The organism is Enterobacter cloacae complex sp. 6730903 (genome assembly GCF_048283985.1).
In the GTDB taxonomy this organism is placed as follows: domain Bacteria; phylum Pseudomonadota; class Gammaproteobacteria; order Enterobacterales; family Enterobacteriaceae; genus Enterobacter; species Enterobacter hormaechei_C.
This window is the reverse complement of the sequence record NZ_JBLVXX010000044.1, coordinates 1-25370: the sequence shown is the minus strand read 5'-3', so window position 1 is coordinate 25370 and position 25370 is coordinate 1. Positions and strand designations below refer to the sequence as shown.

Here is a 25370-nt window from a genome sequence, read left to right as displayed (position 1 = left end):
TCTTCGTTCTCCAAGGGCCCCAACCGGGGCCGTTTGATAATTCTTTATCAGGACGCCTGGCCGGGAAGGGCACGCAAGCGGCGCATGCCTGTCATTGCCGTGGCCACATAGCTCGCCTTGCGGTTCACCACCTCCACCCAGACCTTCACGCCTTCAACCTTCACCGTATACGTCTCTTTCATCTTGCTGCGCCCATAGTCGCCGTATCTTTGCTGGTGGGCTGTCATGGCGATATCGCACGCCTGGCGCGCTAACGGGGATTGCTGATTACCTCGGTTAATCAGTCGCATGATCGCCTCCAGAAATTAGCCAAGTAGAAAATTTGAACATTAATACTCTCCCCAGCTATAGGTTGAAGCGACTGGACCAGGAACTGATGAAGCGAGAAACCCTGTATCATCCGGCAGTTTTTCAACTGTGCAGTGATACCCGCCAGTAATCAGTTGGGCTTCACGCATACCCGCAAGGCACATCTGCACTGTTTCAGCGGTAAGCTGTAACTTTTCCAGTTGATACATTTTCCGGTAGACAAAGGCGCGCAACGCCTCTTCGCGCGTATAGTGATAACGGGAACGAACGGCGTCTTTGAGACAACGCTTAACGTGGTATTTTTGGTTCTCCCTGCGTCCTCCGGTGCGGTACTGAACTAACTGTTCGAACGTCATGTTGGGCATATCTTCGACGTGCCAAAAGGTCTTTTCGGTTTCACGGATAATCACTCGCTTCCACAGGCTAACGGTCGGTCTCCCCTCGCTGTCATGCCCCTCGAAATAGCGGTAACAATATTTTTTGCCTTCAGTAATTTTCGTCATGTTGTTACCGGGAGGGCGAACCCTCCCGCCTCCCTTAGGCCATGTATTCCGGTTTCATATCCGCCAAGGTGATGCTGAACTGATCGTGCAGTTCGTCGCCCAGGTGACGCTTTGAAGATGCCAGCACGCGCTCGGCTTCCGCGAATCGTTCAGCGGCATTCGGCTCGTCGGGCTGGGGCAGGGAGTTGATCGCCGCTTCCACCTTGTTCCGCGCATCCACCAGGTAATAACGCTTCACGGCTTTGTTTTTCAGCTCGGTAAAGAGTGCGGATCCAAGCGTCGCTTTCGCTGTTTCGATGTCGGCACGCAGCGCTTTGGCGCTATCCACATCCTGAGCGGCATCAATGCGGTCGCGGAAATCCTTGGCCAGTGTTTCGATGTTTTGAGCTGGTTCCTGTGCCGTTTCAGTCGTGGTGACATGGTCACCTGAAATGTCAGCAAGGCTTACGTGCTGCGCCGGCGCTGGGTTTACCTCGCGTTCTTCACGGCGATCATCGAGCTCATCCGGGGTGTAAACGCCCAGAATCACATCCGGGCAGAACAGCCTCGCCCAACGTTTGACAGCCAGGTACGCCAGCTGCTGGCGAGGATCGTCAGCCCATAGGGTAGAATTTCGGGTGCGGGCCTGAGCCAACAGTAAATCCAGTTCTCTCGGCTGATCTTCACCTTTTAGCGTTGCGCTGATAATGATGCCGATACCGGCTTCGTCAGCCAGGGTCCAGCCCGGGACTCGGTACTCGCCTTTTTCGCCTTTACGGATGTGGAATTTTCCAACAACTTTTTCCCATGGCCCGTACCATTCATATTCAAAGCGGCTGGCCAGCACACCGCTGCGCGAAATGACGGCATTAACCAGCTGCGCTTCATAACCGAGCACACCGTTAATCAGGTGCGTCTTCTGCGCCACGGCAAAGGGATTCATCTGCCACTGCGCCGCTTGCATAGCCACAGCCATGCAGTCGGCCTGATTACCCTGAAGGTGTTTAGGAACAGTCGCGGCGCCTTGCGCCATAATCTGCGCGAACGTGCTGATGGCGTTCAGATACTGTGAATCGAACAAAGCCACGTTTGAGTTAACAACAGTGTTTTGGTCAGTAACCGTAACATTAGTATTTTGCATAAATCCCCCTTAAGCCTGAGCGCGCAGCGCTTCAAGGCGGCGCAGGTCGAAGTCGTTCAGTTCGTCGGTGTAATCGTCGATGATTGGCGCTGGCCATTCCCCTGTGTCGAAGCCGGTTGCTATAGCGCGCATCGCTTTGCGGTACTCGAGCATGCCCAGTTCCAGCAGGTCTGCGGATGCCTCGATGATGGCGATCCAGTGGTAGTTCTCGTCTTTGTTGACGAAAATCCAGAAGAACTGATCCAGCGCCGCGGTTTCGCAGTACATAGCCGCACTCAGGTGATAATCACGTTCAATAATTTCCCGGTGCAGCCTGGCGCGCAGGCTTTCCTGCTTAACGTTCCACATGCTGATGGTTTTCAGGTCTGCACCTATACGCACGCCATCCAGGTCGATCTCAAGGTCAGGGCGCACACGAACTTCCAAGCCCGTCTCCTCGTCAAAGCCAAAGTAGCTCACCTCAACGGCTCGGCTAGGGTGGGTCAGCAGCATGCCGGCGGTCGGGTGTGCCAGAAGCGCTTTTTGAATATTCAGCGCGGTGCTCAGCTGCTGGCGGGTGACCAGCACTTTTCCTTCCGGGTTATCGCGCCAGGCATCCAGCAGTTCGTCGGCAAATACGGCATCTGGTTTGACTGCCTTCACGGCCTGGATCATGTCTGCTTTGGTACCGGACACTTTCAGTGGTGCCGGTTTCTGTGCTTCCTGAGCCACAAGGTCAGGGTTGATGATTGCCAACTGCTCCAGCAGCGCGTCACGGCTGCCGCTGGTTTTAACCTGCGGCGGCAGGGTGGCGTTGTACTCTTTAATGCATGCCTTCATTGCCGTCGCCGTCTGCTTCTGGTCACCATCAATACGCTGGAAGTCAGCTGGCAGCGCCATATAGTTCTGTGCCGTTTCTTCCAGGTTAGCGCCAAGCGGAACCTGCGGCGGCAGGGTGGCGTTGTACTCTTCCAGTAACACCTTGATGTCGTCGGCAGACAGCAGCGCCGGCAGGCTGGCATTGTGCTCATCGATAAAGGCGCGCAGGGTCGCGGCCGTTGTGAATGCGCCTTCAGGGATTACCGGTTCAACGCTGAATTCCGCGTCCAGTTGTTCAGGCTGCAACGCCAGCGCATGCACCAAGTTGCCCATGTCCAGCACCGCTGAGCGCTCTTTGACGATGGTTTTCTCTACGTGGCGCGCACTGAAGTACATCAGCGACACACGGGCATCTTTCACCTGAGTGGAGCTGATGCCGTTGGCGGCGTGGTAAACATCGTTCGGCAGACCTTCATAGCGGCCTGGCTCGAAATAAGCAGGATATTCAACAGCTGGTTCCCCCTGCTGCAGTTCTGGCGCGCTTTGTTTCGGTTCTGGCTCATTCTGGTGTGCAGGAACGCTATTCTGGCTGGCTGAATCTGTTTTATGGTCAACGCTCGCCTGTTCCTGATTCGCCAGGCTTGGCGCGGCAGCGGCAAGTATCTCTGACGGTGCTACGGTAACTGCTTGCGTATCAGCTGCATCAGCGCCTTCGCCTGGTTGTACCGGATCAGTATTTTCGACTTTCTCTGGCTGAGTCGCTTCCATCTGCACATCGCTGGTGGTCTCCGCTGCGTTTTCCGTTTTTTGGACTTCATTTGAGGTGGTATTGATGACCGGATCGGTAGTTCCACCCATTAGGGCATCGATGGAGAATATGCCGCCCCCGAGGTTTGAGACCTGCGGCTGGCTTGCAGCGGCTTTTTCCGCTTCAATCTGCTCATTAACTTCACTTTCCCAGCTCACCTCTGGATTGTGCCGCGCTGCAGCCAGCGTTTCGGCTGTTGGTTTTCCATGATCGCTTTCAGTCAGATTGGCACTGATGTATCCGCTGAGGCGCCCCGGGTTTTTGTAATATTCCGGGTGTGCGCTTCTGATAAGCGCGAAGATTGATGCGCGTGAATAGTCGAGAATGCCAGGGGTATTGCGAAGGGCGGCAGACCACTCCTTGAATGGGCTTTCTTTAGCTGCGACGATGTCTTTCGCCCGACGGTAAACAGCACCGGGGATATCGTAGATATTGAACTCATCAGGCAGGGTGGCCAGAGCTATTTCACTGTCGAGTGTATCGAGCGTATGTGTGTAGCCTGGATTACGATCTGTCTCATTTCCGCCACCTGCATTTGTGCCGGCGTCAGTACGCTGCACGCTGCTGATGCGGTTTCCGGCAGCCCATTCGCGCGCCAGGATGCCACGGTCAATGTGGTCGGTGCTGAACCACGCTTTGAAAAACTGGATGACGACAGACAGCTCAGTGCGTTTTCCATCAACAGGGAAGATGGTTTTCAGTGCATTGACCACTTTCCATATATCGGGATCATGTGCTTTCTTGAAGCCCTCAACATTTTCGGCGGCCAGAATCATGTTCTGCACGTAGCTGTTGTCCACATCCAGTTCGAGCTCAAGAATGGTTTTCTTCTGCTCTTCATCGACGTGGTAGAAATACTGTTTGTCAGCGATGTATTGCGCCAGAATACGCTGACGGAAAGGCAGGGTAGCGACGGTCGTTAATACCGGGAGTTCACGCTCGCGGAACTCTCTCACCGCATCATAGACATTCTCCGACGTGGTACCAACATCGCCTTCCGCAGTTGCAGGTAGCTTTCCGCCTCTCCACTCTTCAACTAACTGATTGCGGTCGCCGGCATCGGCTCTCGCCCAGTCAGCCATGAAAGCAGTAAGCAGCTTTACTTCGTGCTCTTCATCTGGCGCGAATACCTGCTTAATTGCCTGAACCAGTTTCCACTCAGCGTTCAGGCTGAGATCGGCAACTTCAGGGATTTCATTCTTCGCCTGCAGCAGGTTCTGGAGATAGGTGTTGCCTTCATCCAGTGACATTTCGCTGGCAGCCAGCTGCTGCTCTTTGCTGATATGAGTCTGATATTTGTCGCTGGTCAGGTGGAAGGCAAAACGGACCGCTGGAGTCCGGTTTTCAAGCGGGACACTCTCGTCGGTAGTTTCGTCTTTAACGGTCGTTTCCGGTGCGGCAGTGTTGCCCACGACTTCAGGCGACACAGCGCCAGCTTTTGGCAGCCAGGTACGGCCGTCTTCCTGCAGTTCGTAGCGCTCGCACCAGGTATAATCCACAGCGCCTTCTTCTGGCAGGTCGTTGTATACCGGGAAATCGGTGCGGATCGGTTTGGCGTAGTCTTTACCGCGGCCGGTTTCGATTTCAGCATCTTCTAGCGCGACATCCAGTTGCAGATTAGCGCGGCTTTCAGTTTTCGCTGTAAACCAGACCACAGCATCTTGCTTTCCGGATTTCTGCGTAGCTTTGACTACATAGAAAAATTCCATATGAGATCCTCTTTTTTGGATGTTAGAATCCCCGGGCCATCGATTGGCCCTTAGGGTTAACTTTGGTTTGGTAAAAATTCCGGTGTAACTTTGGTCGGTGGCACCGGACGTGAATCCCGCCTTGCGCGGGGTTTTCGTTATGCTTCGTGGGCCATCTGGTCGAAAGAAGCGCAACGTACAGAACAGTAATCACGTTGTTCGCGTTTCAGCTGTGAGCCGTGGATGAAGAGCAGTTCGTTTTTAAATTCCTTCCCTTGCTCAATCGGCTTGCGGCAGTAAGCGCATTTCTTCAGCATCATCGTCTCCTCAGAATTTCGCCGTGGTGTCAGCTGGAACCTCATCGGCGCGTACAATTTTTTCTACCGGGTAACAGTTTCCTGTCACGTGTTGTTCAACAGCTGCTTGTTCGCACTGCTGCTGGCTCTCATAGACATCAACAACTACGTCCTGGAATTCGCCATTGGTCATGCCAATGGTCAGCACTAATGCAAAAAGAGTATTCATCAGTGCGTACCTGCCGGGACCAGATGCGGTTCTATGCTGCGTGAAGCATATGGTCGGCGTATGTGGCGCAGATTTCCCTGTGGTTCGTGCCAGTAGGTGCCGTCGCTGTAGTTAAAAGAGACCAGCCATGCTGCTCCGGTTCGCTGGTTGCGCATTGGAACAGCGCGACCGCTATTTGGTACTGATGGGTTGCCTTTCATCTCAATCCCCTTGTTTGCCCTTGTCGCCAGGCTGGCGGAACATTTCTTAACCTGACAACGGTGCGCTTGTTGTCGATGGAAAGAAGTGTGCAACAATAAGTTTCGATTGTAAAGCGGTGTGAAAGTAATTATTTCGCGCAGAGGCGAAAAAAAAGGCACTCCGAAGGTGCCTTTCTCTATCTGAGGTTTCGTTTTTACTTTTTAGCGTTGTTTATTAGGTCAAAAACATCATTCTTCAGAAGCTCTATATCGCGCAAAACTCCTTTGGTATGGAGGATTAGCCTTAACTTTTCAGCCTCAGGCAACTGGTTAAACAATGAGAGCATAACTACTTCTGTCTCATCCAGCTGTCTTTTGGCTGGCTGCTCTCCAGACACTCCCTCTTCATAAACATCAGAAGGCAAGAAGAACCAATGCTCTGGCTTTCCGGTAGCAGCAGCCAGGCGTTTCAATCTATCTCCGCTGGCAACGCTTTTGCCTTTAGCCCAATTCTGCACAGCCGTATGCGAAAGCATGACTTTTTTAGCAAGGTCGGATTTATTCCAGCCCTTTTCAGTCATGACTTGTTGAATTCTTTTGGCAAAAACCGAGTTGGTCATCTCATTCATAAATTCATTTTACAACCTAAGGTTTCGCTAGGCACTAAAACAATATGTTTCGTTTGTTGAAACATAAACTTTCGTCGTGTATGCTTCGATTCAACTACTGAAGGAGAGCATATGAACAAAGATATCCAAGAAAAAATCAGCAAAGCCGCTTCTCGTGCATGTATCGGAAAGCACTTCGGCATCAGCGGGCAGGCTGTTGGTAAGTGGATTCACGAGAATGGGGTTCCCCAAAAGCGAATTATCCAACTTTGCGAGTTTCTCAACTGGGCTGTAACTCCACATGAGATCGATCCCAAGGCTTACCCAAACCCTACTGACGGGCTTCCAAAACAGGAGTCCTGACCATGCATGCCATTTCATATCAACAAAATACCGGAATAACTCCGGTGGCGATGATAAATCGCAATCAGCCAAGCGCGGCAGATAAGCACGAACAGATCCGCTATGCCGTTCGTGCCTGGGCCGCATCACTGGATAACCAGGATGTCGTTGCCGGAATCATCGTTGAGGAATGGGAGCGACAGGGCGGCGCCGGGCTGGATTTTCCTGAAGACCTGAGCCGTAAGCGTCAGAAGCTATTCCGTTGGCTCGATGGTGATACGGAGTATGCCCGCAACAACATCAGCCAGCTGTCACCCGCGATCCTCGCCGTTCTACCGCTTGAGTTCCGTGGCCGCTTGGTACCCCAAGACTGCTTTATGACGCGTTATGCAGCGATGGAGAAGGAGATCGGCGAAGCGAAACGCGCGGTAATTCTGAGGGCGCCACAGCATCAACTGGTTAAAGAGGTGAGAGAGGGCATTGAACACCTGCTGGCGCTTCTGCCAGGGGAGGCTGTTGTTCAGGTTCTGAGTGGTCTCGCGGTCATGGGCCCAGGAGTCATGTGAGGTTCACAGTGAATCATGTCGAATTTAAGGTGAAAGCCGCGGTGCACGAACACCAACGGCTTTCGGGTGCAAATACGTCCGGTAGTTGCGGAGAGCAGTATGTCAAACACCGCTGAAATTTACAAATTCCCCACGCAAGAGGGGAAGCAGGAGAGTCGCATGGCTGAACTGGAGAACGGCTATTTGCGTTTAGCCAACCAGATCCAGGATGCCCTGTGTATCGTCGAGCTATCAGGCCGCGAATTCCGCGTTCTGAACGCTATCGTCCGTCTGACCTATGGCTGGTCCAAAAAGTCGGACAGGATCGCCAACAGCCTCATTGCGGACAAAACAACACTGAAGGTGAAGCACGTTTCAGAAGCGGTACTGAGCCTCGCTTATCGGAACATCATCATCCTGCGGCGCATTGGGCAAACCAGATACATTGGGATTAATACCAACCTGGATAAGTGGGCCTACACAAAGCCAAATTGCACAAGATGCCCAGCGGCTTTCCCGGCTGCTGAAGTTGTCACATGGGTTATTTCAATCCCTGAAGTCAGTCATTACCAGCCCCAAAAACAGGGATGGTTATCCCTGAAAACAGGGATGGTTATCCCTGAAAACGGGGATGGTGAAAATAACCGTCAAACCATCCCTGAAAATGGGGATGGTTATCCCCGAAAACAGGGAAAGGGATCCCCGAAAACAGGGAACACCAAAGACATTCTTCCAAAGACAAATATAAATACAGATCTAACCCCCTCTAATCCCCCAAGGGGAAAGGTTAAGTTTGACCCGCTTAGTGTGCCGATCCCTGAATGGCTGGATGCAACCTCTTGGGAGGAATGGGTCACATACCGTCGCCAGGCCGGTAAGCCCATTAAAACCGAGATGACAGTGACCAAGGCTTTCAACCTGCTGAAAGAGTGTCTGGACGAAGGCCACGATCCGGTAGCCGTTATAAACGCGAGCATTGCCAATGGTTATCAGGGCCTGTTCAAACCGAAATTCGCCTTTGGCGGCAGCAAGGCTGGCCGGGACGTGAACCAGATATCCAAGCCTGACAGCAAAATTCCACCGGGTTTCAGGGGGCATCAATGAAAAACGTAATGGGTACTGGCAGCGCACTCGAGCGCCTGAAGAAAATCATCCCGGCCAGTGTTCAGCCAAAATTCACCAGCGTTGAAGAGTGGCAGGCGTGGCAGGAAACCGAAGGTCGTAAGCGGTCGGGCGAAATCGACAAGATGAACCAGCGCGCCCGCTCAGAAAAGATTTTTGGTCGTGCCGGCATCCAGGCACTGCATCGCAGTTGCTCGTTCGCGAATTACGAGGTGAATGGGCCGGAGCAGCGCCAGGCATACAGCATGGCAAAAAGCTACGCGCAGAACTTCGGAGGCGGCAGCTTCGCAAGCTTTGTATTCAGTGGAGCGCCAGGAACCGGTAAGAACCACCTTGCCGCGGCAATTGGTAATCACCTGCTGGGCGCTGGCCACTCGGTTCTGGTGGTGACCATCCCTGACCTGATGCTCCGTGTTCGTGAATGTTACGACGACGGACAGTCCGAATCGTCACTGCTTAACGACCTGTGCAATGTTGATCTCCTGGTGCTGGATGAGGTCGGTATTCAGCGAGGATCCAGCGGCGAGAAGGTCATCATCAATCAGGTCATTGACCGCCGACTCTCCTCGATGCGTCCGGTTGGCATTCTTACCAACCTGAATCACGGCGAACTGGTCAACACCCTGGGCGCGCGCGTTATGGACCGTCTTCAGATGGATGGCGGTATCTGGGTGAACTTTGACTGGTCAAGCTACCGCACAAAAGTGTCGCACCTGCGTCCTGTTAAATAATTTCGGAAGGAAAGCTATGAAAACCGTAATTCAAGTACTGGAAAAAATGGGCCGGGCGACATACCGCGAAGTGGCAGCCCGTCTGGATATCGACCCTGTTGATGCGCTTACCATGTTACGTGAGCAGCGTGACCAGGGGTTATGCGATTTTGGCGATGGTGGCTGGTTCATCGGTACCGTGACAGGTCAGCCTCAGCAGTCAACGCCAAAGGCTCCTGTGAGTCCGGACCCGCGTCTGAAAGGTGAGGAGCCGGAACCTGTTGATCCTGATGTCGTCCGACAGCAGCTGCGTGATCAGGGGGCAATGACGACAGTTTCGCTGGCCGCGGCCGTCAATCGCAATGCCCGCGGGATGGTCTCTGTACTTCGCGCGCTGGAGCGCCAGGGCGTTGTGGTGAAGAACGGGCAGGGCAAAGGCGTAACGTGGTCGTTGCCGGCGTCATCGACAGAACCGGAGCCAGAACCTGCTGCTGAATCTGTAACTGCAGTCATTGCTGAGCCTGAATTGGCCGCTACCGCGCAGCCGAAGGATACCGCGCTGATTATCAGCGAGATCCCCTCGTTCACCGAAGGGCACGCAACCGCCCAGACCGTTCCGACAGTTCGGGTGATTTCCCGCGAAATCCGCCGCACCAGAAACAAGCTGGCGAGCCTGGAGAAACTGCGCGATGCGGTGCGCGTAGTTGGTCGGTATAAAAATCTCGTGCAGCAGCTGGTAAACGCGGAGGTGGAGAATGGCAAGGCCTAAGACCCAAGAGGAACGTAGCCTGTTCATCGCCTGGATCATCGAGATGGTGAAGAAACATGGCCACGCAACGACCAAAGACATCGTCGCAATGTTTGGCCTGCATCGCACCACCGCTGAGAAATACATCCGAGTTGCGGTGGTTCGGGGGAATCTCATCCGTCACGGTCGCTGCGGCATCTTCCGCGACCAGCGCGCAGTTATCGACTTTGACAGGGAGCGTTTTACGCACCGGGGAGCAACAGAATGATCACCGAGAAAGATAACGTTTTTTATTGTGACTGCGGATTTTCCTTTGAGAGAGGGCGCAGCGGGAATCATGAATGCGGTGACGGCCTTCGCGTGAAACTTGAATTATTCCGAACCGCATTCATGGAATACAGCGATAAGACAGATTGGGTGCAGACCGATAAACGTTTTGACGTTATTAAGCCCTGGGGTAAGCACCGCGCCGACGTGCTGAGGGAATTTATTGAACATTTGGAATCAAAGCTGGTAGCAGCAGAAAGTGGATTCCCCCCGCTCACCGTTGAGCGATTAATACGCGAGAAAGGCGCTCTTGAAAAGCGCGTAGCCGAACTGGAGGCGCGGGAAGTGAGGCTGCCGCAGCGCTTTGAAGTTGAAATGTGTCCAACGCCGTCCCCGGATGGGGATTGGTATTCACGCGAGGATGTGTTGGCGGCGTTAGCAACTGCTGGTGTCCGCGCTTGCGAGGAGGGGGAACATGGCTGAGCAAACCGTTCTGGATATGTGCTGTGGTTCCCGCATGTTCTGGTTTAACAAACATGACACTCGTGCTGTCTTTACTGATATTCGCAGTGAAGAGCATGAGCTTTGCGATGGCCGCCGTCTGGTTATCCGTCCTGACCTGATTGCTGACTTCCGCGCGCTGCCGTTTGCTGACAACACCTTCCCTGTAGTGGTGTTCGATCCTCCCCATCTTGAACGAGTTGGGGAAGCTGCCTGGATGGGGAAAAAATACGGGAGACTGAACAAAGCTACCTGGCGCGCCGACCTTCGCGCCGGGTTTGAGGAAGCATTCCGCGTATTGCGGCCACACGGTGTTCTCATTTTTAAATGGAACGAAACGCAGATACCAGTTAGCCAGGTTCTGGCGCTCACGGATGTGAAGCCAATCATCGGCCAGCGAACCGGGAAAAATGACAAAACCCACTGGATATCCTTCGTCAAAGACGGCGGGTCGCAGAATAACTTTGACCCGCAATTGCAGTACGCCACAAAACGAATTATCGAGCTGGAAAGCCTGCTGCTGGCGGAGGTGCCTGAAACCGTATGGCCTGCCGAGGTCGGTATGGTATACAGCCAGATTGAAAATGCCGGGAACCTCCCGGCGCACCACCAGCGCCGCCTGCAGCATCACATCAATCGGATGTGGCTGGAACGAATGCCGGTACCGTCAATTGTCGCTGCTGCCCGTTCGCTGGCCGCCGCCATGGAGGAATACGCGTGAGAGAGATTATCGTTGATAACTTTGCCGGAGGCGGCGGGGCGAGCACGGGCATTGAGTTGGCTACCGGCCGGAGCGTGGACATCGCGATTAATCACGACCCGAACGCCGTGGCGATGCACACTACCAACCATCCGGACACGTTGCACTATTGCGAATCCGTGTACGAGGTAAAGCCGAAGATTGCTACTGCAGGTCGCCCAGTAGGGCTCGCCTGGTTCTCGCCGGACTGCCGTCATTTCTCAAAAGCCAAGGGCGCTAAGCCAGTTGAGAAAGCGATTCGCGGACTGGCGTGGATCGTTATTCGCTGGGCGCTGGAAGTAGGCCCGCGCGTGATGATGCTGGAAAACGTGGAAGAGTTTAAAACGTGGGGGCCGCTGCTGGTCGGAGAGATGCGTCCTGATCCTGAGCGCGCCGGTGAAACATTCGAGGCGTTTATTGGCATGCTGAGCACCGGCGTGCCAGCTGACCATCCTGCGCTTTTGGAATGCTGCGAGTTCCTGCAGCTGTCACCGGAAGGCGAGCAGGTGCAGCAGTTGGTGGCCGGGCTTGGTTATGACGTGGACTATCGCGAGCTGCGCGCATGCGACTATGGCGCTCCGACCATCAGGAAACGCTTTTTCATGGTGATGCGCCGGGACGGGGAGCCGATAGCCTGGCCGCAAGCAACCCACGCGGACCCGAAGTCGCCAGCTGTCCAAATGGGCAGGCTGTCACCATGGCGCACCGCCGCAGAGTGTATCGACTGGTCTATTGGCGCGCCTTCTATCTTTGAACGCAAAAAGCCGCTGGCAGAGAACACGCTGAAGCGCATCGCCCGCGGCATACAGCGTTTCGTCCTGGATAACCCGGCGCCGTTTATCGTGAAGTGTAACCACACCACGACGAAAGGAAAGTACGACTGCTTCCGCGGCCAGGCGCTGGAGGAACCGCTGCAGACCATTACCAAAACCCATGGATATGCGATAGCCGTGCCGCACTTGACCAAGTTCCGCACCGGTGCCACCGGGCAACCAGTAACTGAGCCGGTACCAACGGTAACCGCTGGCACATCCCGGCGCCCGGGCGGTAATGGACACGCGCTGGGGCTGGTTGAGGCGGCGCTGGCGCCGTTCATTGCCCGCCAGTTCGGAGCCAGTGTCGGACATGGTGCTGACGAGCCAAGCGCGACTATTACGGCTGGTGGTGGCGGTAAATCACAGCTGGTGATGCCCACGCTCATTCAGATGGGCTATGGCGAACGCCCTGGGCAGGAGCCTCGCGTACCAGGTCTGCATAAGCCACTGGGCACGGTCGTCGCCGGTGGCGGCAAGTTCGGGCTGGTGGCCGCGAATCTGGTTAAGCACTATGGCGGGAATTACCAGGGGGCTGGAGTGGGCATGGACGAGCCGATGCATTCAGTGACAACTGTCGATCATCATGCGGTTGTCGCTGCTCATCTGATGGTCGACAACACTGGTCATCCTGGCGGCGAAGTGGGGCAGCCTACCCATACCATCACCACGGGAAATCACCATGCCGCGGTGACGTCTCACCTGGTGAAGCTTCGCGGTACCTGCCGGGACGGGCAGCGCACCGACGAGCCAATGCCGACTGTCACCGCTGGCGGCTTGCATGTGGGAGAAGTGAAAACCCTTCTTGCCGTTGACGGGTACGACGAGCTGCGCGCGCAGCTGGCGCTGGAGTTCCTGCGCGAATACTGCGGCCCGGACAGCACCGGGCTGGTGACCATCGAAGGTGTGGTGTACCGCATCGTTGATATCGGCATGCGAATGCTGCAGCCACATGAGCTATACCGGGCGCAGGGCTTCCCTGAGTGGTACATCATCGACAGAGACTACCGCGGCGTGAAGTATGCGAAGGATAAGCAGGTAGCCCGCTGCGGTAATGCAGTTCCGCCGCCGTTCGCCGAGGCGCTTGTGAGAGCAAATCTCCCTGAACTTTGCCAATCGAAAGAAATTGCAGCATAGAAAAGGCTTATTATTCAACCCGCTACGGCGGGTTTTATTTTTACTTCCTGACATGGAATTAACATTTTGTGCTCTTAAGGCGTTGACCATTTTTCCATGTAGGTATACTGTATAAAAATACAGTACAAGCAAAGGAGGCCACAATGAAAGTTGAATTAACCATTGATCGTACTAAAAAACTTCCTAATGGCGCAGTACCGGCGCTGGAAAAAGAACTTTTAAAACGACTCCAGAATCATTTTGAAGATTGCAGCCTTGTTATTCGTCGTGCAGGTTCGGATGGACTAAGTGTTTACGGCGGTGAGAAGGAAGCAAAGAAGACGGTCGAGGGAATTCTTCAGGAAACCTGGGAAAGTGCAGACGACTGGTTCTATTAAGATTGCACACAGGGGTAGCGCGCATTTTCAGAATACCGCAATTTGCGAATCCCTTTGATGCTGCTGCCGACAATTTCTAATCGCGTCTGTATGTCGCTCAGGGGGATTTCGTGGAGGGTGTAGCTCAGTCAGATCTACGAGTGACCATAACCGATGGGAAAGGAAAAGAGCTGCTGACGTTCAGTATGAGGGCAGAGGAGCGGTATATAATTTCCACCAACGACAGTTCCATAACTCACAGAAAACTAAGCAGGGACGATCGATACTGGTCGAAGGAAACCATAATGGAAGTTGTAAGGGAAATGACTTCAAAAAATTGACTTGTCACTACGTACGCAATCATTATTCTTGAGCTGGCCTGAACAACCAGCAACCTGACATCGATGCGCCACGGAGTGAAAACCATGGCGCAGTTACAACTCATCAAACAGTCCTCAGGGATCCTGATCCCGGCTACGCCGGAGAGCAGCGATTTACTTCAATCCAAAATTAAGCTCGGCGCTGTGCTGGTGGCCGACTTTAAACAGGTACGCAATCCAGCGTTTCACCGACGCTTTTTCGCTCTGCTGAATCTGGGCTTCGAATACTGGGAGCCGACCGGCGGCGCGATCTCCTCCAATGAGCGCAAGCTGGTAACCGGCTACGCTAAATTCCTGGCTTCCTACGGCGGCAACGAAGGCGCACTACTTGATGCCGCTGAGCACTATCTTGAGCAGGTAGCGAGCCGCCGCGTCACGAACGGGATCAGCCTCTGTAAATCCTTCGATGCATACCGCGCCTGGGTGACGATTCAGGCCGGGCATTACGACGCCATAAAGCTTCCGGATGGCACCCTTCAGAAACATCCTCGCAGTATCTCGTTCGCGAACATGGACGAAATCGAGTTCCAGCAGCTGTACAAAGCCGCGCTCGATGTCCTCTGGCGCTGGATATTGTCAAAAGCGTTCACGGACCAGCGTGAGGCGGAGAACGCCGCTGCGCAGCTCATGAGCTTCGCGGGGTGATGGGGATGAAGCATACCTGGTTCCATCATACCGATTGCACAACCCAGCAGGCCGAAGAGCTCATGGCGGAATACCAGCGCCGCGGCGTAATGGTAGAGCGCAGCCTGAACTCCGATTATCTCACCTGGACCGTCAGCGCCCGGCTTCCTGAAGGCAATAAACCACCGCGTATAAATCGTCAGTGGCAAAACCGGATATGGGGGTGAGCGTGGCTATTTATCGAAGCAAGAAATGGCTCGCAGCCGTCGGGCAGATCGAACGTTGTGTTCTTTGTGGCGCATGGGGAACGCAGGTGGCACACCGGAACGAAGGGAAAGGCATGGGATTAAAAACCGATGACTGTGCGACAGCTGCGCTCTGCGTTTGCTGCCATGACAGCATTGATAACGGCAATAAGCTGAACAGGGAAGAGCGCCGTCAGCTTATGGACCGCGCGATTGTTCTGACAGTGATTGAAGTTGCCCGCCGCGGGCTGGTGGTGCCCGCATGAAAATTTACGAAATTACGCCGATTGGCAAGCCCAGGATGACTCAGCGTGACCGATGGCATAAACGGCCAGAAACGGCAGCGTACTGGGCTTACAAAGAACATGTCAGGTTGCTCGGCATCCGTCTGCCTGAGTCCGGATATCACGTCACGTTCGTTATCCCCATGCCAAAGAGCTGGAGCAAGGCAAAGCGGGCGCAATATGTCGGCCAGCCACATCAACAAAAGCCGGACAAAGACAACCTGGAGAAAGCTTTGCTGGATGCAGTTTTTGACGAGGATAGCCATGTCTGGGACGGACGGGTTACCAAAATCTGGGGAGAAACCGGGCAAATCATTATCGAGGAGGCCAGATGAAGCCAGAAACGCTTGAGATACTCCGCGCGCGCTGGCAGCGCCTTCGCATTTACCGCTACCGGGGATCTGTGCTGGTGGATTACCGCATTCTTCGTAATTTTGTTCGTATCTATCATTCAGCAGGAGCAGCCTAATGAACCTCGAATCAATCGCTAAATACTTCGCGCCTAAATCACCGATGTTCAGTGACTCTCCTCGCGCAACCGCATCAGACAGTCTCACCGGCACTGACGTTATGGCGGCGCTTGGACTTGCTGGTCACAAGTGCGGGTTTGGTTTCGATCTTTACCTCTCGAAAATCGGCATTAGCAGCCCAGATATAGCACTGGAGAGACTCTATGAGCAGGCACGTAAGTTATCAGGTAAATTCAGAGCACTGTCTGAACTCGAGGAATCAGCTCGGTCAGGCGTGCTTAAGGTTCTCTGCGCTTTTGCATACCAGGATTATTCAAGAAGTGCTGCCAGCACTCGAAAATGTGATTGCTGTGATGGTGGCGGATTTACAGAGGCGCAAGTGTTTACCAACAAGGTCTCATACCCATGGGGGAAACCGCCTTACTGGTCGAAAATGTCGCGTGCCGTTCGCCCAAGCGACTGGGAGAGCTGGACACAGGCGCGTGAGGTGGTGCGAGTTAAGTGCAAGCCGTGTAACGGAAAAGGCGTTATCAGCAATTCGTGTCGCTGCCATGGCAAAGGTAAGGTGCTGGACAAGGCAGAAAGTGATCGCCAGGGCGTTCCAGTAATGAAAGCCTGCGACCGCTGCGGTGGTAGAGGTTACGCCAGGCTTAAGTTCTCAACGGTAATTGAGGGCGTTAATACTGTTGCGGAGATAAAGAAAACGGCGGCATATGAGCAACTTCAGCCGCTATTTGAGGAATTGGTCGCCGAATGCCATAAACAGGAGTCTATGGCTGATTCCATTCTCTCAAAAGTAACGAGATGAAAATAATTTTCCCTAATGTTGAAAATATATAGGAAATAGATATTGCATTTCGCGGAAAAACTGGATAGATTCATCTCTAACGCTGGGAATCCGTTCAGTCGTTCCGAAGCCAAAAAAATTCAAGCCCGAGGTTAACGCCTTGGGCTTTTTTATTTGCGGTACGCCGCACACCAAACCCACTACCTGGGACCCTTCGGCCAGAGAGCCGACATTGCCTTACCCTCATCTTCCCGGCCTGTCGCCGGGTTTTTTATTCCAGGCCCCGGGAACCATCATCGACACGCCTACTTGTTAAATCGTCCCGAGGGCCTGCCCCCTTTCAAACACACAGCCCCCGCTTTTAAGCCGGAGGTTAGAGACTATGAAAATGCATAACGATCCCCACTCCTGGACGGAGTTTATCGAACTACTCCACAGTTGGTGGCGTGGCGAAACGCCGATGGGTGCCGTATTGCTATCGGTTGTCATGGCCGCCATGCGAATCGCTTACGGCGGTGGCGGCTGGAAGAAAATGCTCCTTGAGGGGGCAATCTGCGGAGCTCTAACCCTTACCGCTGTGTCAGCTCTTGATTACTTTAACCTTCCACAGTCTCTGTCGATAGCTATCGGCGGCGCGCTAGGGTTTGTTGGCGTAGAGCAGGTTAAGGTTATGGCTTCCCGGGTGTTTAATTCTCGCTTTGGAGGCGGTGATGCAAATCAGTGATAAAGGCATTGCCCTGATCAAGCAATTCGAAGGCTGCAAACTCACCGCGTACCAGGACAGCGTCGGAGTGTGGACGATCGGCTATGGCTGGACTCAGCCAGTAGACGGCAAACCAATCCGCGCCGGGATGACGATTAAGCAGGAAACAGCAGAGCGCCTGCTGAAGACTGGATTGGTCAGTTACGAAAGTGACGTGTCCCGCCTGGTTAAAGTGGGGCTGACTCAGGGGCAATTTGATGCCCTGGTGTCGATCACGTACAACCTCGGCGCCCGTTCATTGTCGACATCGACTCTTCTGCGAAAACTTAACGCCGGTGATTACGCTGGCGCTGCCGATGAGTTCCTGCGCTGGAATAAAGCTGGTGGCAAAGTCCTGAATGGGCTGACCCGTCGGCGTGAGGCGGAGCGCGCTCTGTTCCTGTCGTGATTAGCGCACTGGTTAAGCGTTACTGGCTGCAGTTGCTGGTGGTGGCGTTAATCGGCGTGCTGGCGTTCCTCGTTAATCACTACCGCGACAACGCCATCACCTACAGAGACCAGCGCGATAAGGCCACTGAGAAACTCAGCCTGGCTAACGCCACAATCACTGACATGACAACCCGGCAGCGAGATGTTGCTGCTCTGGATGCCAAATATACGAAGGAACTGGCTGATGCTAATGCTGAAAATGATGCTCTGCAGCGCAAGCTTGATAATGGTGGTCGGATGCACGTCAAAGGCAAGTGTCCAGTGCCAGCCGCGGCCGAAACCCCCGGCGCCGCCAGCATGGGCGATGATGCCACCGTCGAACTCTCTGCAGTTGCTGGACGAAACGTTCTTGGTATCCGATCCGGAATCATCAGCGACCAAAAATCCCTGAGTGTCCTACAGGACTACATCCGCACGCAGTGCCTGAAATAGTGAATACACCAATGCCTTAAGGATGTGCTAAAGAAAACCGCTTTTCTTCAGTTTTTTAGCCAATAAGTAATTAGTGATTGCTGCAAGAGAAATCCCAACAATCCACGGCACAGCTGAATCAAGCATTAGTGAGTTGTTCACGTTAATGCTGGCGGTGATGCAGGCAAAGGTATTTGTTAAAACAAACCACGCAAAAAGAATCTGCTTCATTTGGTTATCTCCATGTGTTTCATCCCAGCAATATCCATCTACAAGCCAGCAAAAGCAAGTTGGCGCATAACAAAGCGTGGCAGGCGAACTGCCAGAAACCAACTGAGAAAAAACTATGAGCGAAGCTAAACCGCAGGATGGCACCACCGTTAAAGGCTATCGAACCTTAACGCCTGGTGATATTGAGCGCATGAATCGCCTGAAGGGTGTCAGCCGACACTTCTGTAATTTACTTGATACAGAGCGTGAGCATGTCAACGATGAGTTATCTGCTACCGGCAACCACTCTGCTGAAGCCCACGAAGCTGCCCGCTGTCTCGCCATTGCGCGCACCAAAATGCAGGAAGCCTGCATGTGGGCATGTCGTGCCGTAGCCCGTCCAGACGCTGACTGTTAACCATTACAAAGCTCATCCGCTGGTGGGCTTGATAATGGGAAAAGAAACCCTCAAAGGAAGGGAATCCAAATTCTTTTGAGGGCATGCAAATGCATATTCGATACACCTTGAATTTAGCAGCGTGACATTAAGTGGGTATGGGAAGTTTCCCATAAGCGAAGCTGTCAGGTTGGAGTGTTCAGCCACATCAAAAAAACAGTGAGCCACTGGGCTGGTGGTTCTCTATTGCTATCACCATGGGCAGACCCATCGTAATGGCTATAGCGGATAAATCGTAAATATACCCTGTAGGGGATAAGAGGCTTTATGTCCAACATTTACCAAATCACCCTTACAACCCAGACTGGCGAAACCTTCACGGGCAAGATGTCACGACGTCAGCCTGAGCTGGTAAACGGCTTCGTGCCGCTGGCGACTGAGACGGGTCAGTGGCTGTATTTCGCTCCTACTGATGTAAAGCGCGTGGAGTTCACACCAGTTCCTAGCGAGGAAGAAATCAATGGCGATGTGCAGACTGTCAGTTGAAATCAAAAGCAGGTGGTGGGTTCCTGTCTACCTAAGGACGCTGACAGTTTTCTGCCTGATGATGCGTTGCGAGCCTGACTACCAAAAGGTGAGAAACTTCCTCGTTAAGCATGGCATTACCCAGAAGCTGAAGTATGAGCCTGTAAAGAAATAACGGAGTAACCAATGAGCAAACCAGATTGGGAGGCCATTGAATCGGCTTACCGGGCTGGAGTGCTATCGGTAAGGGAGTTAGCCGGAAAATATGGCATCTCTCACCAGGCCATCAGCAAGAGAGCCAAAAAGGATGGATGGGAGCGAGATCTAAAAGCCAAAGTCCAGGCAAAGGCAGATGCGCTGGTTGCCAAACGTGAGGTTGCCAGGCAGGTTGCCACCGAAAGCACTATTTCAGAGCGGCAACTAATCGAGGCGACGGCAGAGGTGATCGCCACTGTTCGAATGGAACACCGAGGAGATATCCGCCGGGCTCGCGAACTGACCAACACGCTATTCGATGAGTTGGCCGGAGAGTGTGGCGACGTGGCCGCGCTTGAACAGCTCGGGGAGCTGATGCGACGTGAAGATGACAAAGGTATGGATAAACTCAACGATCTGTACCACAAAATAATCAGCCTGCCTTCCCGTGTTAAATCCATGAAAGACCTGAGTGACAGCCTGAAGACGCTGATCGGCCTCGAGCGTGAGGCGTACAGCATCGAGAATAAGGCGGAAACGAAAGAGGTAACGCATAACGTCATGCTGGTGCCAACCAGTGACAGCGTGGATGACTGGGAAGCGGCGGCGCAGAAACAACAGGGCGGGGTGCTCGGTGGATGAATTACAAAGCTGTATGGAAGCCACTGCCTGGATCGCAGTCTCTGGCGCTGAGCTGCCCGTGTAACGAAATCCTGTTCGAAGGCACTCGCGGCCCGGGTAAAACCGCTGCGCAGTTAGCCAGGTTCCGGCGCAATGTCGGCGTGGGCTATGGTTCGTTCTGGCGCGGCGTCATCTTCGACACCGAATATAAGAACCTTGCCGACATCATCACTCAGTCGAAGCGTATGTTTCGCCTGTTCAACGATGGCGCTCGATACCTGTCATCTGCGAGTGAATTGCGCTGGGTGTGGCCGACAGGCGAGGAGCTTCTCTTTCGCTTCGGCAAAGAGGCTGACGACTACTGGGATTTCCACGGGCAGGAATTCCCATTCATTGGCTTTAACGAGCTGACGAAACAGCAGTCTCCTGAGTTCTACGAAATGATGTTCTCCTGCCGACGCTCATCTTTCCGGCCGGAAAACTACCCGCTGGATAATGGCAAGTTGCTGAGGCCTATCCCGCTGGAGACGTTCAGTACGACCAACCCGTTTGGCATCGGCCACACCTGGGTGAAGAAGCGTTTCATTGAGCCAGCGCCACGCGGAACCGTTCAGCGCGACCGGCAAATGGTATTCAACCCCCAGACTGAACGAGAAGAGGAAATCACGCTTACCCGCGTTGCGATTCACGGCTCGTTCAAAGAGAACCCGTATCTCGATCCACAATACATCGCGACATTGATGGCCATCAAAGACCCGAACCGTCGCAAAGCGTGGGTTGATGGTTCCTGGGACGTTACCAGCGGCGGGCGCTTTGACCATCTTTGGAATGAAGCGCTGCACGTTATCAAGCCGTTCCGCATACCGGATAGCTGGACCGTAGACCGCTCACATGACTGGGGCGAGTCGAAGCCGTTCTCTAATCTCTGGTGGGCGCGTGCCGACGGCACCGCCGCAGAACTTCATGATGGTCGCCAGTTCTGCCCGCCAGCCGGGTCGCTGATCCTGATTGGCGAGTGGTATGGCTGTCCACCTGACGAGCTGAACAAAGGGCTCAATATGAGCTCGACAAACGTCGCCAAGGGTGTGGCCTGGATTGATAAGCGGCTGATGGGCGAAGAGCTGCCTGAACCTGAAGAGATAAAACTCAATGGGATAACTCAGGGGCAACTGAACATCATGCCCGGTATCTGCAAAAAGGTTGTGCCGGGCCCAGCTGACGGTGCCATCTACAACACTGGCGATGACGAGCTCTCTATTGCCCAGAAGATGGAATCGCAGGGCGTTAAGTGGGTTCCATCCAACAAGAAACCGGGATCGCGCGTAAACGGAGCGGCCCTCTTTGCTGACATGCTGGAGGCCGTCCTTGAGGGTAAGAAGCTGGAATCTGGTGTACCTGAGAAACCAGCATTCTACGTCTTCGACTATTGCCGCGGCTGGATAAGCCGTGTTCCGGTGCTCGTTCGCGACAGTAAGAACCCTGATGACGTAGACACTCAGCAGGAAGATCACGACTGGGATGGCACTCGATATGCCGTCCTGCATTCACCGCCGAAGAAAGTCGGCAAAGTCACCAACCTACGGATCTAATCCCATGCCTGATATTTCAACCCCAAATCTGGACTATGGGAACATGGTCGAGGCGTGGGATATCAACGATGCCCTGATGGGCGGCACGCTGTATATGCGCCAGCTGGGCGAGTCCTATCTCCCTCGCTGGCCCAAGGAAGACAAAGAGGATTACAAAAAACGCCTCGCCGTGGCCACGCTTCTGCCAGCCTACGAAGAGACCATTAAGCAGAACATCGGACGTGTATTCGCCGAGCCGATTAAGCTGGCCGAGAATGTTCCTGATCAACTGCGCGAGTATGCGAAGAACATCGACCTGGAAGGTACACGCCTTGATGTCTGGGCTCAGTCATTCTTCGGCCTGGCGATGCAGTACGGTTTGTCCCATGCGCTGGTGGATTACCCGCGGGTCGACGCCGAGCAAGTGAAGACCAAAGCGGATGAAAAGGCTACCGGTGCGCGCCCATATGTCACTATGTTGAATCCGCGCCAGGTGATCGGCTGGAAGTCTAAGATCGAAGGCGGAAAGGTGATTCTGACCGCGCTGCGCATTAAAGAGGTGGTCGTCGAAGATGGTGACGACTTCGGACAGACGAAAGTCGAGCAGATACGCTATCTGACGCCGGGTAAGGTGGAAATCTACCGGAAATCGAAGGATGCCGATGGCGCGGCGAACTGGGCACTATTCGACGAATGGGTTACATCACGTCAGGACATTGCTCTGGTGACGCTTTATACCAAGCGCACCGGGTTTATGTGCGGCTCACCGCCCCTGCTCAACATGGCGCTGCTAAACGTGAAGCACTGGCAGAGCCAGAGCGAGCAGGACAACATCCTGCATGTTGCACGCGTTCCGATCTTAACTGTGTTTGGGCTCGAGGAAGGGCAGGAACTGGTGATTGGCTCTTCCTCTGCGGCAAGTTTTAACGATCGGCAGAAACAGGGTCTCGAATACGTCGAGCATACCGGCTCCTCCATCGGCGCTGGCAAAGAGTCACTGACCGACCTGGTGGAGCAGATGCGCCAGGCTGGCGCGAAGATGCTGCGTACGGATAACACCTCAACGAAGTCTGTCGACCAGACCTCAGAAGAGAAAATGCAGGAGCAGTCACCGCTCTACACCATGGCTACCAGCCTTGAAGATGCGATCGACAACATTCTGCAAATCATGGCCGAGTACATCGGCGAGAAAGATGGTGGCAACGTTGATGTTCGCACTGAGCTGGATGTCGAATCGACCGTATTCAATCCGTCCGCCGCGCTTGCCATCCAGGCACTGCGCCAGGGTGGTGATATCCGTCGAGCTGATGCGATTAAATCGCTACAGAAGTTGAACATTATTGATGCCGATGCGGATCCTGATGTGGTTCTGAGCGAACTGCTGGCTGAATCATCGTCTCTGGATACCAGAACGTTAGACGAGGTATAGCATGGCCCGCTCCGTCAATGACCGCCTGCAGGACGAAACGATAGCGCACGGCCTGTATGTAAACCGCTACGGTACTGGCGTCGCTCGTCGGATGGTGGCGCTGCTCAGCAAGATGGATGCTGACCTGGCTGCCAAACTGCTGGTGCTGCTGGATGGTAAGCGTGCCGATACCTACAGCGCTCGCCGCCTGGCTTCGCTGCTGGCTGGTGTGCGTGAACTGAACCAACAGGCCTATGAGCCGGTAATTGATGCGCTGGCACGTGAACTGACGCGCTACGTTGAGTATGAGGCCGGGTATCAGCTTGACCTGTTCAGCAGCATCATTCCAAAGCAGATCCTCAAGCATGTGCCGCTGCAGAGCATAGCGCCCGAGCAGGTATACGCCGCAGCAGTGGCGCAGCCCTTCCAGGGGCGATTGTTGAAAGAGTGGGGGCAGAAGCTTGAAGCCGACCGGCTGGATAAAATCACTAACGCCGTGCGTTCCGGCTTCCTTCAGGGTGAAACGGTAGAGCAGATTGTCCGGCGCGTTGCAGGCACGCCAAAACTTAACCGTGAAGACGGGGTGATTAATGCATCCCGGCGCGACCTGGCTGTGGTGACCCGCACCGCGGTGAATCACATGGCCGCTACGGCGCGTCAGGAGTTCGCCCAGGCCAACAGCGATATCGTGAAGGCCAAACAGTGGTCTTCGACTCTGGACACCCACACCAGCCAGTGGTGCATCATCCGCGACCGCAAACTCTACTCGCTCGATGGCAAGCCGCTGGGCCATGCAATTCCGTATCTGCGCGGACCCGGCAAAATCCACTTTTGCTGCCGCTCCGGTGAAATCCTGATTACCAAATCGTGGGAAGAGATGCAGATAGCCTCTGGCGAGCTGAGCAGCGCCACGCGCGCCTCAATGGACGGACAGGTACCAGCGCATACCAGCTATGCCGAATGGCTTGCGAGGCAACCATACGCGCGGCAGGAGCAGGTGCTGGGCGTTACTCGTGCGCAGATGCTGCGTGACGGCAAAATCACCGTGCCGGATATGTTTAATGATCGAGGTGAGTTCCTTACACTGGATGAGTTGCGGCGAATTGATGCCGCTGCTTTTGAGTAGAGCCGCATATGACCAAAATCCGCTTTCATCCATCCGAGCTACACGACGCGTCAGACAAATATATGGATGAGGTGTTGTTCCTCGCCAATGAGCACAGGTGCTCGCCAGCGAGCATATCCATAGATGAGAGCCACTGCTCTGGTGATATAGTCGTGCTCATCAATGGGAAATGGGTTGGGTATCTGGATGAGGCATTCTACGAAAGAATGCACAGCAATTAAGACTCCCCTGCTTTAATCAACATCAGGCTGCCTCCGGGCAGCTTTTTTTATGCCTGCCGCTGAGCGGATGCGAAGCGGTGCCCGGGTCGGATGACCCTTTACGTATGGCCGGAAGGCTGGAGCAAAAACAATGAAACTGAAACTTGATGCTAACGGAAATGTGGTCGTTGAAAACGGTATGCCTGTGTACATCCATGATGATGGCAAAGAGATCCCGTTCGATGCGGTCGCAGCGATGACCAAAATCACCTCCCTGAATGGCGAGGCGAAAACTCACCGCGAAGCGAAGGAAGCGGCGGAAGCCAATCTCGCGAAATTCTCTGGCATCACCGACCCGGCCAAGGCGCTCGAAGCCCTGGAGATGATGACCAAAATCGACCAGAAAAAACTGATCGACGCTGGCGCTGTTGACCAGGTTAAGGCTGAGATTACCAAGGTATTCCAGCAGCAGCTGGATGAAGCGAACGGCAAGACCAAACAGCTCGAAAGCCAGCTCTACGACGAGATGATCGGCGGCCGCTTCGGTGGCTCCAAATTCATTTCAGAGAAGATGGCGATCCCGGCTGAGTTCGTGCGTTCGTACTTCGGGCAGAACTTCAAAATCGAAGACGGCAAGGTTGTGGCCTACGACGGCCAGGGTAATAAGGTGTTCTCTCGCACCAAGCCCGGCGAGCTGGCCAGCTTCGATGAAGCGCTGGAATCTCTGGTCGAGTCGCACCCGCAGAAAGACTACATCCTCAAAGCGTCCGGCAACAGCGGCGGTGGTTCTCACCAGTCGCAGCATCAGGCTGGGCAGAAAACCATGAAACGCGCTGCTTTTGACGCCCTGCCACCAGCTGAACAACAGGCTGCGATTGGCGGCGGCACGAGCATCGTTGATTAATCGAAA

At 54.1% G+C, this 25370-nt stretch carries 34 protein-coding genes and 1 pseudogene; 26 read left to right on the top strand and 9 right to left on the bottom strand.

The features are described from left to right. Positions 1-47: 47 nt before the first annotated feature. From ACNQ0W_RS19830 to ACNQ0W_RS19795, 8 genes are all read right to left on the bottom strand, one after another. Positions 48-290, bottom strand: a complete 243-nt coding sequence (locus ACNQ0W_RS19830; RefSeq protein WP_417933248.1) for a DUF4060 family protein — start codon at positions 288-290, stop codon at positions 48-50. Between the two features lie 39 nt (positions 291-329). Beyond that, positions 330-812, bottom strand: coding sequence for a hypothetical protein (locus tag ACNQ0W_RS19825; RefSeq protein WP_417933247.1), 483 nt, complete (start codon positions 810-812; stop codon positions 330-332). A 34-nt stretch (positions 813-846) separates the two neighbouring features. Continuing rightward, the gene (locus ACNQ0W_RS19820; protein ID WP_121425091.1) at positions 847-1932 is read right to left on the bottom strand and encodes a RecT family recombinase; all 1086 of its coding nucleotides are present in this window, start codon (positions 1930-1932) and stop codon (positions 847-849) included. A 9-nt stretch (positions 1933-1941) separates the two neighbouring features. After that, positions 1942-5247, bottom strand: a complete 3306-nt coding sequence (locus tag ACNQ0W_RS19815; RefSeq protein WP_417933246.1) for a RecE family exodeoxyribonuclease — start codon at positions 5245-5247, stop codon at positions 1942-1944. 137 nt (positions 5248-5384) lie between these two features. After that, positions 5385-5546 (bottom strand): YdaE family protein, encoded by a 162-nt coding sequence (locus ACNQ0W_RS19810; protein ID WP_417933245.1) that lies wholly within the window; start codon positions 5544-5546, stop codon positions 5385-5387. 7 nt (positions 5547-5553) lie between these two features. Further along, complete coding sequence (locus tag ACNQ0W_RS19805; RefSeq protein ID WP_087878464.1) at positions 5554-5751, bottom strand: DUF1482 family protein; 198 nt, start codon at positions 5749-5751, stop codon at positions 5554-5556. Next, a complete protein-coding gene (locus ACNQ0W_RS19800; protein ID WP_032682189.1) occupies positions 5751-5951 on the bottom strand; it encodes a hypothetical protein in 201 nt (66 codons plus the stop codon). The genes ACNQ0W_RS19805 and ACNQ0W_RS19800 overlap by 1 nt, the downstream gene beginning before the upstream one ends. A 194-nt stretch (positions 5952-6145) precedes the next feature. Then, the gene (locus ACNQ0W_RS19795; protein ID WP_417933244.1) at positions 6146-6559 is read right to left on the bottom strand and encodes a helix-turn-helix domain-containing protein; all 414 of its coding nucleotides are present in this window, start codon (positions 6557-6559) and stop codon (positions 6146-6148) included. Between the two features lie 111 nt (positions 6560-6670). Here ACNQ0W_RS19795 and ACNQ0W_RS19790 point away from each other — a divergent pair, with 111 nt between their 5' ends. The 19 genes and pseudogenes from ACNQ0W_RS19790 to ACNQ0W_RS19700 all read left to right on the top strand — a co-directional run bounded on the left by ACNQ0W_RS19790 (position 6671) and on the right by ACNQ0W_RS19700 (position 18231). Next, on the top strand, positions 6671-6901 hold the full coding sequence (locus ACNQ0W_RS19790) for a hypothetical protein (protein ID WP_417933243.1): 231 nt from the start codon (positions 6671-6673) through the stop codon (positions 6899-6901). A 2-nt stretch (positions 6902-6903) separates the two neighbouring features. Further along, a complete protein-coding gene (locus ACNQ0W_RS19785) occupies positions 6904-7446 on the top strand; it encodes a toxin YdaT domain-containing protein (protein ID WP_417933242.1) in 543 nt (180 codons plus the stop codon). Positions 7447-7545: 99 nt separating this feature from the next. Next, positions 7546-8529 (top strand): replication protein, encoded by a 984-nt coding sequence (locus ACNQ0W_RS19780; RefSeq protein WP_417933241.1) that lies wholly within the window; start codon positions 7546-7548, stop codon positions 8527-8529. After that, positions 8526-9278: an ATP-binding protein gene (locus tag ACNQ0W_RS19775; protein ID WP_057060578.1), complete on the top strand. Its 753-nt coding sequence runs from the start codon at positions 8526-8528 to the stop codon at positions 9276-9278. The genes ACNQ0W_RS19780 and ACNQ0W_RS19775 overlap by 4 nt, the downstream gene beginning before the upstream one ends. Before the next feature lie 16 nt (positions 9279-9294). Next, on the top strand, positions 9295-10026 hold the full coding sequence (locus ACNQ0W_RS19770; RefSeq protein WP_417933240.1) for a hypothetical protein: 732 nt from the start codon (positions 9295-9297) through the stop codon (positions 10024-10026). Continuing rightward, entirely contained in the window at positions 10013-10273 is a 261-nt protein-coding gene (locus ACNQ0W_RS19765; RefSeq protein ID WP_417933239.1) for a DUF977 family protein, read from the top strand. Before ACNQ0W_RS19770 ends, ACNQ0W_RS19765 begins: the two co-directional genes overlap by 14 nt. After that, on the top strand, positions 10270-10755 hold the full coding sequence (locus tag ACNQ0W_RS19760) for a hypothetical protein (RefSeq protein WP_417933238.1): 486 nt from the start codon (positions 10270-10272) through the stop codon (positions 10753-10755). The genes ACNQ0W_RS19765 and ACNQ0W_RS19760 overlap by 4 nt, the downstream gene beginning before the upstream one ends. After that, positions 10748-11218 (top strand): annotated as a pseudogene (locus ACNQ0W_RS19755) (class I SAM-dependent methyltransferase); the annotation flags it as partial. The gene ACNQ0W_RS19760 and the pseudogene ACNQ0W_RS19755, both read left to right, overlap by 8 nt. Before the next feature lie 272 nt (positions 11219-11490). Further along, entirely contained in the window at positions 11491-13461 is a 1971-nt protein-coding gene (locus ACNQ0W_RS19750) for a DNA cytosine methyltransferase (RefSeq protein WP_417933237.1), read from the top strand. A 143-nt stretch (positions 13462-13604) separates the two neighbouring features. Beyond that, a complete protein-coding gene (locus ACNQ0W_RS19745) occupies positions 13605-13838 on the top strand; it encodes a DinI family protein (RefSeq protein WP_048986190.1) in 234 nt (77 codons plus the stop codon). Positions 13839-14242: 404 nt separating this feature from the next. Beyond that, positions 14243-14842, top strand: coding sequence for a DUF1367 family protein (locus tag ACNQ0W_RS19740; RefSeq protein ID WP_116330017.1), 600 nt, complete (start codon positions 14243-14245; stop codon positions 14840-14842). Then, positions 14842-15048 carry a hypothetical protein gene (locus ACNQ0W_RS19735; protein ID WP_057060569.1) on the top strand — a complete coding sequence of 69 codons (207 nt, stop codon included), beginning with the start codon at positions 14842-14844 and terminating at the stop codon, positions 15046-15048. The genes ACNQ0W_RS19740 and ACNQ0W_RS19735 overlap by 1 nt, the downstream gene beginning before the upstream one ends. Next, on the top strand, positions 15039-15332 hold the full coding sequence (locus ACNQ0W_RS19730) for a DUF1364 family protein (RefSeq protein ID WP_032160589.1): 294 nt from the start codon (positions 15039-15041) through the stop codon (positions 15330-15332). Before ACNQ0W_RS19735 ends, ACNQ0W_RS19730 begins: the two co-directional genes overlap by 10 nt. Then, complete coding sequence (locus ACNQ0W_RS19725; RefSeq protein WP_116330018.1) at positions 15329-15685, top strand: RusA family crossover junction endodeoxyribonuclease; 357 nt, start codon at positions 15329-15331, stop codon at positions 15683-15685. Before ACNQ0W_RS19730 ends, ACNQ0W_RS19725 begins: the two co-directional genes overlap by 4 nt. Then, on the top strand, positions 15682-15819 hold the full coding sequence (locus ACNQ0W_RS19720) for a YlcG family protein (protein ID WP_000801961.1): 138 nt from the start codon (positions 15682-15684) through the stop codon (positions 15817-15819). Before ACNQ0W_RS19725 ends, ACNQ0W_RS19720 begins: the two co-directional genes overlap by 4 nt. Then, positions 15819-16628 carry an antitermination protein gene (locus ACNQ0W_RS19715; protein ID WP_417933236.1) on the top strand — a complete coding sequence of 270 codons (810 nt, stop codon included), beginning with the start codon at positions 15819-15821 and terminating at the stop codon, positions 16626-16628. Before ACNQ0W_RS19720 ends, ACNQ0W_RS19715 begins: the two co-directional genes overlap by 1 nt. Before the next feature lie 361 nt (positions 16629-16989). Beyond that, complete coding sequence (locus ACNQ0W_RS19710; RefSeq protein ID WP_048976644.1) at positions 16990-17331, top strand: phage holin, lambda family; 342 nt, start codon at positions 16990-16992, stop codon at positions 17329-17331. Further along, positions 17315-17758, top strand: coding sequence for a lysozyme (locus ACNQ0W_RS19705; RefSeq protein ID WP_116330036.1), 444 nt, complete (start codon positions 17315-17317; stop codon positions 17756-17758). Before ACNQ0W_RS19710 ends, ACNQ0W_RS19705 begins: the two co-directional genes overlap by 17 nt. Before the next feature lie 26 nt (positions 17759-17784). Then, entirely contained in the window at positions 17785-18231 is a 447-nt protein-coding gene (locus ACNQ0W_RS19700; RefSeq protein ID WP_417933249.1) for a lysis protein, read from the top strand. A 27-nt stretch (positions 18232-18258) separates the two neighbouring features. Here the strand turns inward: ACNQ0W_RS19700 and ACNQ0W_RS19695 are convergent, their stop codons facing one another. Continuing rightward, positions 18259-18441 carry a hypothetical protein gene (locus tag ACNQ0W_RS19695; RefSeq protein ID WP_048701753.1) on the bottom strand — a complete coding sequence of 61 codons (183 nt, stop codon included), beginning with the start codon at positions 18439-18441 and terminating at the stop codon, positions 18259-18261. Between the two features lie 115 nt (positions 18442-18556). Between ACNQ0W_RS19695 and ACNQ0W_RS19690 the strand changes: the two genes are divergently transcribed. The 7 genes from ACNQ0W_RS19690 to ACNQ0W_RS19660 all read left to right on the top strand — a co-directional run bounded on the left by ACNQ0W_RS19690 (position 18557) and on the right by ACNQ0W_RS19660 (position 25364). Beyond that, positions 18557-18838 carry a DUF7681 family protein gene (locus tag ACNQ0W_RS19690; protein WP_057060560.1) on the top strand — a complete coding sequence of 94 codons (282 nt, stop codon included), beginning with the start codon at positions 18557-18559 and terminating at the stop codon, positions 18836-18838. 306 nt (positions 18839-19144) lie between these two features. Continuing rightward, on the top strand, positions 19145-19363 hold the full coding sequence (locus tag ACNQ0W_RS19685; RefSeq protein ID WP_116330021.1) for a hypothetical protein: 219 nt from the start codon (positions 19145-19147) through the stop codon (positions 19361-19363). A gap of 165 nt (positions 19364-19528) precedes the next feature. Continuing rightward, entirely contained in the window at positions 19529-20179 is a 651-nt protein-coding gene (locus ACNQ0W_RS19680) for a helix-turn-helix domain-containing protein (protein WP_116330022.1), read from the top strand. Further along, positions 20176-21747, top strand: a complete 1572-nt coding sequence (locus tag ACNQ0W_RS19675) for a terminase (protein WP_116330023.1) — start codon at positions 20176-20178, stop codon at positions 21745-21747. Before ACNQ0W_RS19680 ends, ACNQ0W_RS19675 begins: the two co-directional genes overlap by 4 nt. Positions 21748-21751: 4 nt before the next feature. Then, positions 21752-23155 carry a DUF4055 domain-containing protein gene (locus ACNQ0W_RS19670; RefSeq protein WP_116330024.1) on the top strand — a complete coding sequence of 468 codons (1404 nt, stop codon included), beginning with the start codon at positions 21752-21754 and terminating at the stop codon, positions 23153-23155. A 1-nt stretch (position 23156) separates the two neighbouring features. Further along, entirely contained in the window at positions 23157-24260 is a 1104-nt protein-coding gene (locus ACNQ0W_RS19665; RefSeq protein ID WP_417933235.1) for a phage minor head protein, read from the top strand. A gap of 351 nt (positions 24261-24611) precedes the next feature. Continuing rightward, the gene (locus tag ACNQ0W_RS19660) at positions 24612-25364 is read left to right on the top strand and encodes a DUF6651 domain-containing protein (RefSeq protein ID WP_417933234.1); all 753 of its coding nucleotides are present in this window, start codon (positions 24612-24614) and stop codon (positions 25362-25364) included. Positions 25365-25370: the final 6 nt, after the last annotated feature.

Coding starts and splice junctions, on each gene's coding strand:
- ACNQ0W_RS19730 (WP_032160589.1), top strand. CDS start 15,039: ATGGGGGTGAGCGTGGCTATTTATCGAAGCAAGAAATGGCTCGCAGCC.
- ACNQ0W_RS19740 (WP_116330017.1), top strand. CDS start 14,243: ATGGCGCAGTTACAACTCATCAAACAGTCCTCAGGGATCCTGATCCCG.
- ACNQ0W_RS19760 (WP_417933238.1), top strand. CDS start 10,270: ATGATCACCGAGAAAGATAACGTTTTTTATTGTGACTGCGGATTTTCC.
- ACNQ0W_RS19810 (WP_417933245.1), bottom strand. CDS start 5,546: ATGATGCTGAAGAAATGCGCTTACTGCCGCAAGCCGATTGAGCAAGGG.
- ACNQ0W_RS19800 (WP_032682189.1), bottom strand. CDS start 5,951: ATGAAAGGCAACCCATCAGTACCAAATAGCGGTCGCGCTGTTCCAATG.
- ACNQ0W_RS19785 (WP_417933242.1), top strand. CDS start 6,904: ATGCATGCCATTTCATATCAACAAAATACCGGAATAACTCCGGTGGCG.
- ACNQ0W_RS19665 (WP_417933235.1), top strand. CDS start 23,157: ATGGCCCGCTCCGTCAATGACCGCCTGCAGGACGAAACGATAGCGCAC.
- ACNQ0W_RS19680 (WP_116330022.1), top strand. CDS start 19,529: ATGAGCAAACCAGATTGGGAGGCCATTGAATCGGCTTACCGGGCTGGA.
- ACNQ0W_RS19795 (WP_417933244.1), bottom strand. CDS start 6,559: ATGAATGAGATGACCAACTCGGTTTTTGCCAAAAGAATTCAACAAGTC.
- ACNQ0W_RS19695 (WP_048701753.1), bottom strand. CDS start 18,441: ATGAAGCAGATTCTTTTTGCGTGGTTTGTTTTAACAAATACCTTTGCC.
- ACNQ0W_RS19685 (WP_116330021.1), top strand. CDS start 19,145: ATGTCCAACATTTACCAAATCACCCTTACAACCCAGACTGGCGAAACC.
- ACNQ0W_RS19670 (WP_116330024.1), top strand. CDS start 21,752: ATGCCTGATATTTCAACCCCAAATCTGGACTATGGGAACATGGTCGAG.
- ACNQ0W_RS19790 (WP_417933243.1), top strand. CDS start 6,671: ATGAACAAAGATATCCAAGAAAAAATCAGCAAAGCCGCTTCTCGTGCA.
- ACNQ0W_RS19725 (WP_116330018.1), top strand. CDS start 15,329: ATGAAAATTTACGAAATTACGCCGATTGGCAAGCCCAGGATGACTCAG.
- ACNQ0W_RS19720 (WP_000801961.1), top strand. CDS start 15,682: ATGAAGCCAGAAACGCTTGAGATACTCCGCGCGCGCTGGCAGCGCCTT.
- ACNQ0W_RS19710 (WP_048976644.1), top strand. CDS start 16,990: ATGAAAATGCATAACGATCCCCACTCCTGGACGGAGTTTATCGAACTA.
- ACNQ0W_RS19765 (WP_417933239.1), top strand. CDS start 10,013: ATGGCAAGGCCTAAGACCCAAGAGGAACGTAGCCTGTTCATCGCCTGG.
- ACNQ0W_RS19690 (WP_057060560.1), top strand. CDS start 18,557: ATGAGCGAAGCTAAACCGCAGGATGGCACCACCGTTAAAGGCTATCGA.
- ACNQ0W_RS19805 (WP_087878464.1), bottom strand. CDS start 5,751: ATGAATACTCTTTTTGCATTAGTGCTGACCATTGGCATGACCAATGGC.
- ACNQ0W_RS19820 (WP_121425091.1), bottom strand. CDS start 1,932: ATGCAAAATACTAATGTTACGGTTACTGACCAAAACACTGTTGTTAAC.
- ACNQ0W_RS19675 (WP_116330023.1), top strand. CDS start 20,176: ATGAATTACAAAGCTGTATGGAAGCCACTGCCTGGATCGCAGTCTCTG.
- ACNQ0W_RS19660 (WP_417933234.1), top strand. CDS start 24,612: ATGAAACTGAAACTTGATGCTAACGGAAATGTGGTCGTTGAAAACGGT.
- ACNQ0W_RS19715 (WP_417933236.1), top strand. CDS start 15,819: ATGAACCTCGAATCAATCGCTAAATACTTCGCGCCTAAATCACCGATG.
- ACNQ0W_RS19825 (WP_417933247.1), bottom strand. CDS start 812: ATGACGAAAATTACTGAAGGCAAAAAATATTGTTACCGCTATTTCGAG.
- ACNQ0W_RS19770 (WP_417933240.1), top strand. CDS start 9,295: ATGAAAACCGTAATTCAAGTACTGGAAAAAATGGGCCGGGCGACATAC.
- ACNQ0W_RS19830 (WP_417933248.1), bottom strand. CDS start 290: ATGCGACTGATTAACCGAGGTAATCAGCAATCCCCGTTAGCGCGCCAG.
- ACNQ0W_RS19745 (WP_048986190.1), top strand. CDS start 13,605: ATGAAAGTTGAATTAACCATTGATCGTACTAAAAAACTTCCTAATGGC.
- ACNQ0W_RS19735 (WP_057060569.1), top strand. CDS start 14,842: ATGGGGATGAAGCATACCTGGTTCCATCATACCGATTGCACAACCCAG.
- ACNQ0W_RS19780 (WP_417933241.1), top strand. CDS start 7,546: ATGTCAAACACCGCTGAAATTTACAAATTCCCCACGCAAGAGGGGAAG.
- ACNQ0W_RS19815 (WP_417933246.1), bottom strand. CDS start 5,247: ATGGAATTTTTCTATGTAGTCAAAGCTACGCAGAAATCCGGAAAGCAA.
- ACNQ0W_RS19775 (WP_057060578.1), top strand. CDS start 8,526: ATGAAAAACGTAATGGGTACTGGCAGCGCACTCGAGCGCCTGAAGAAA.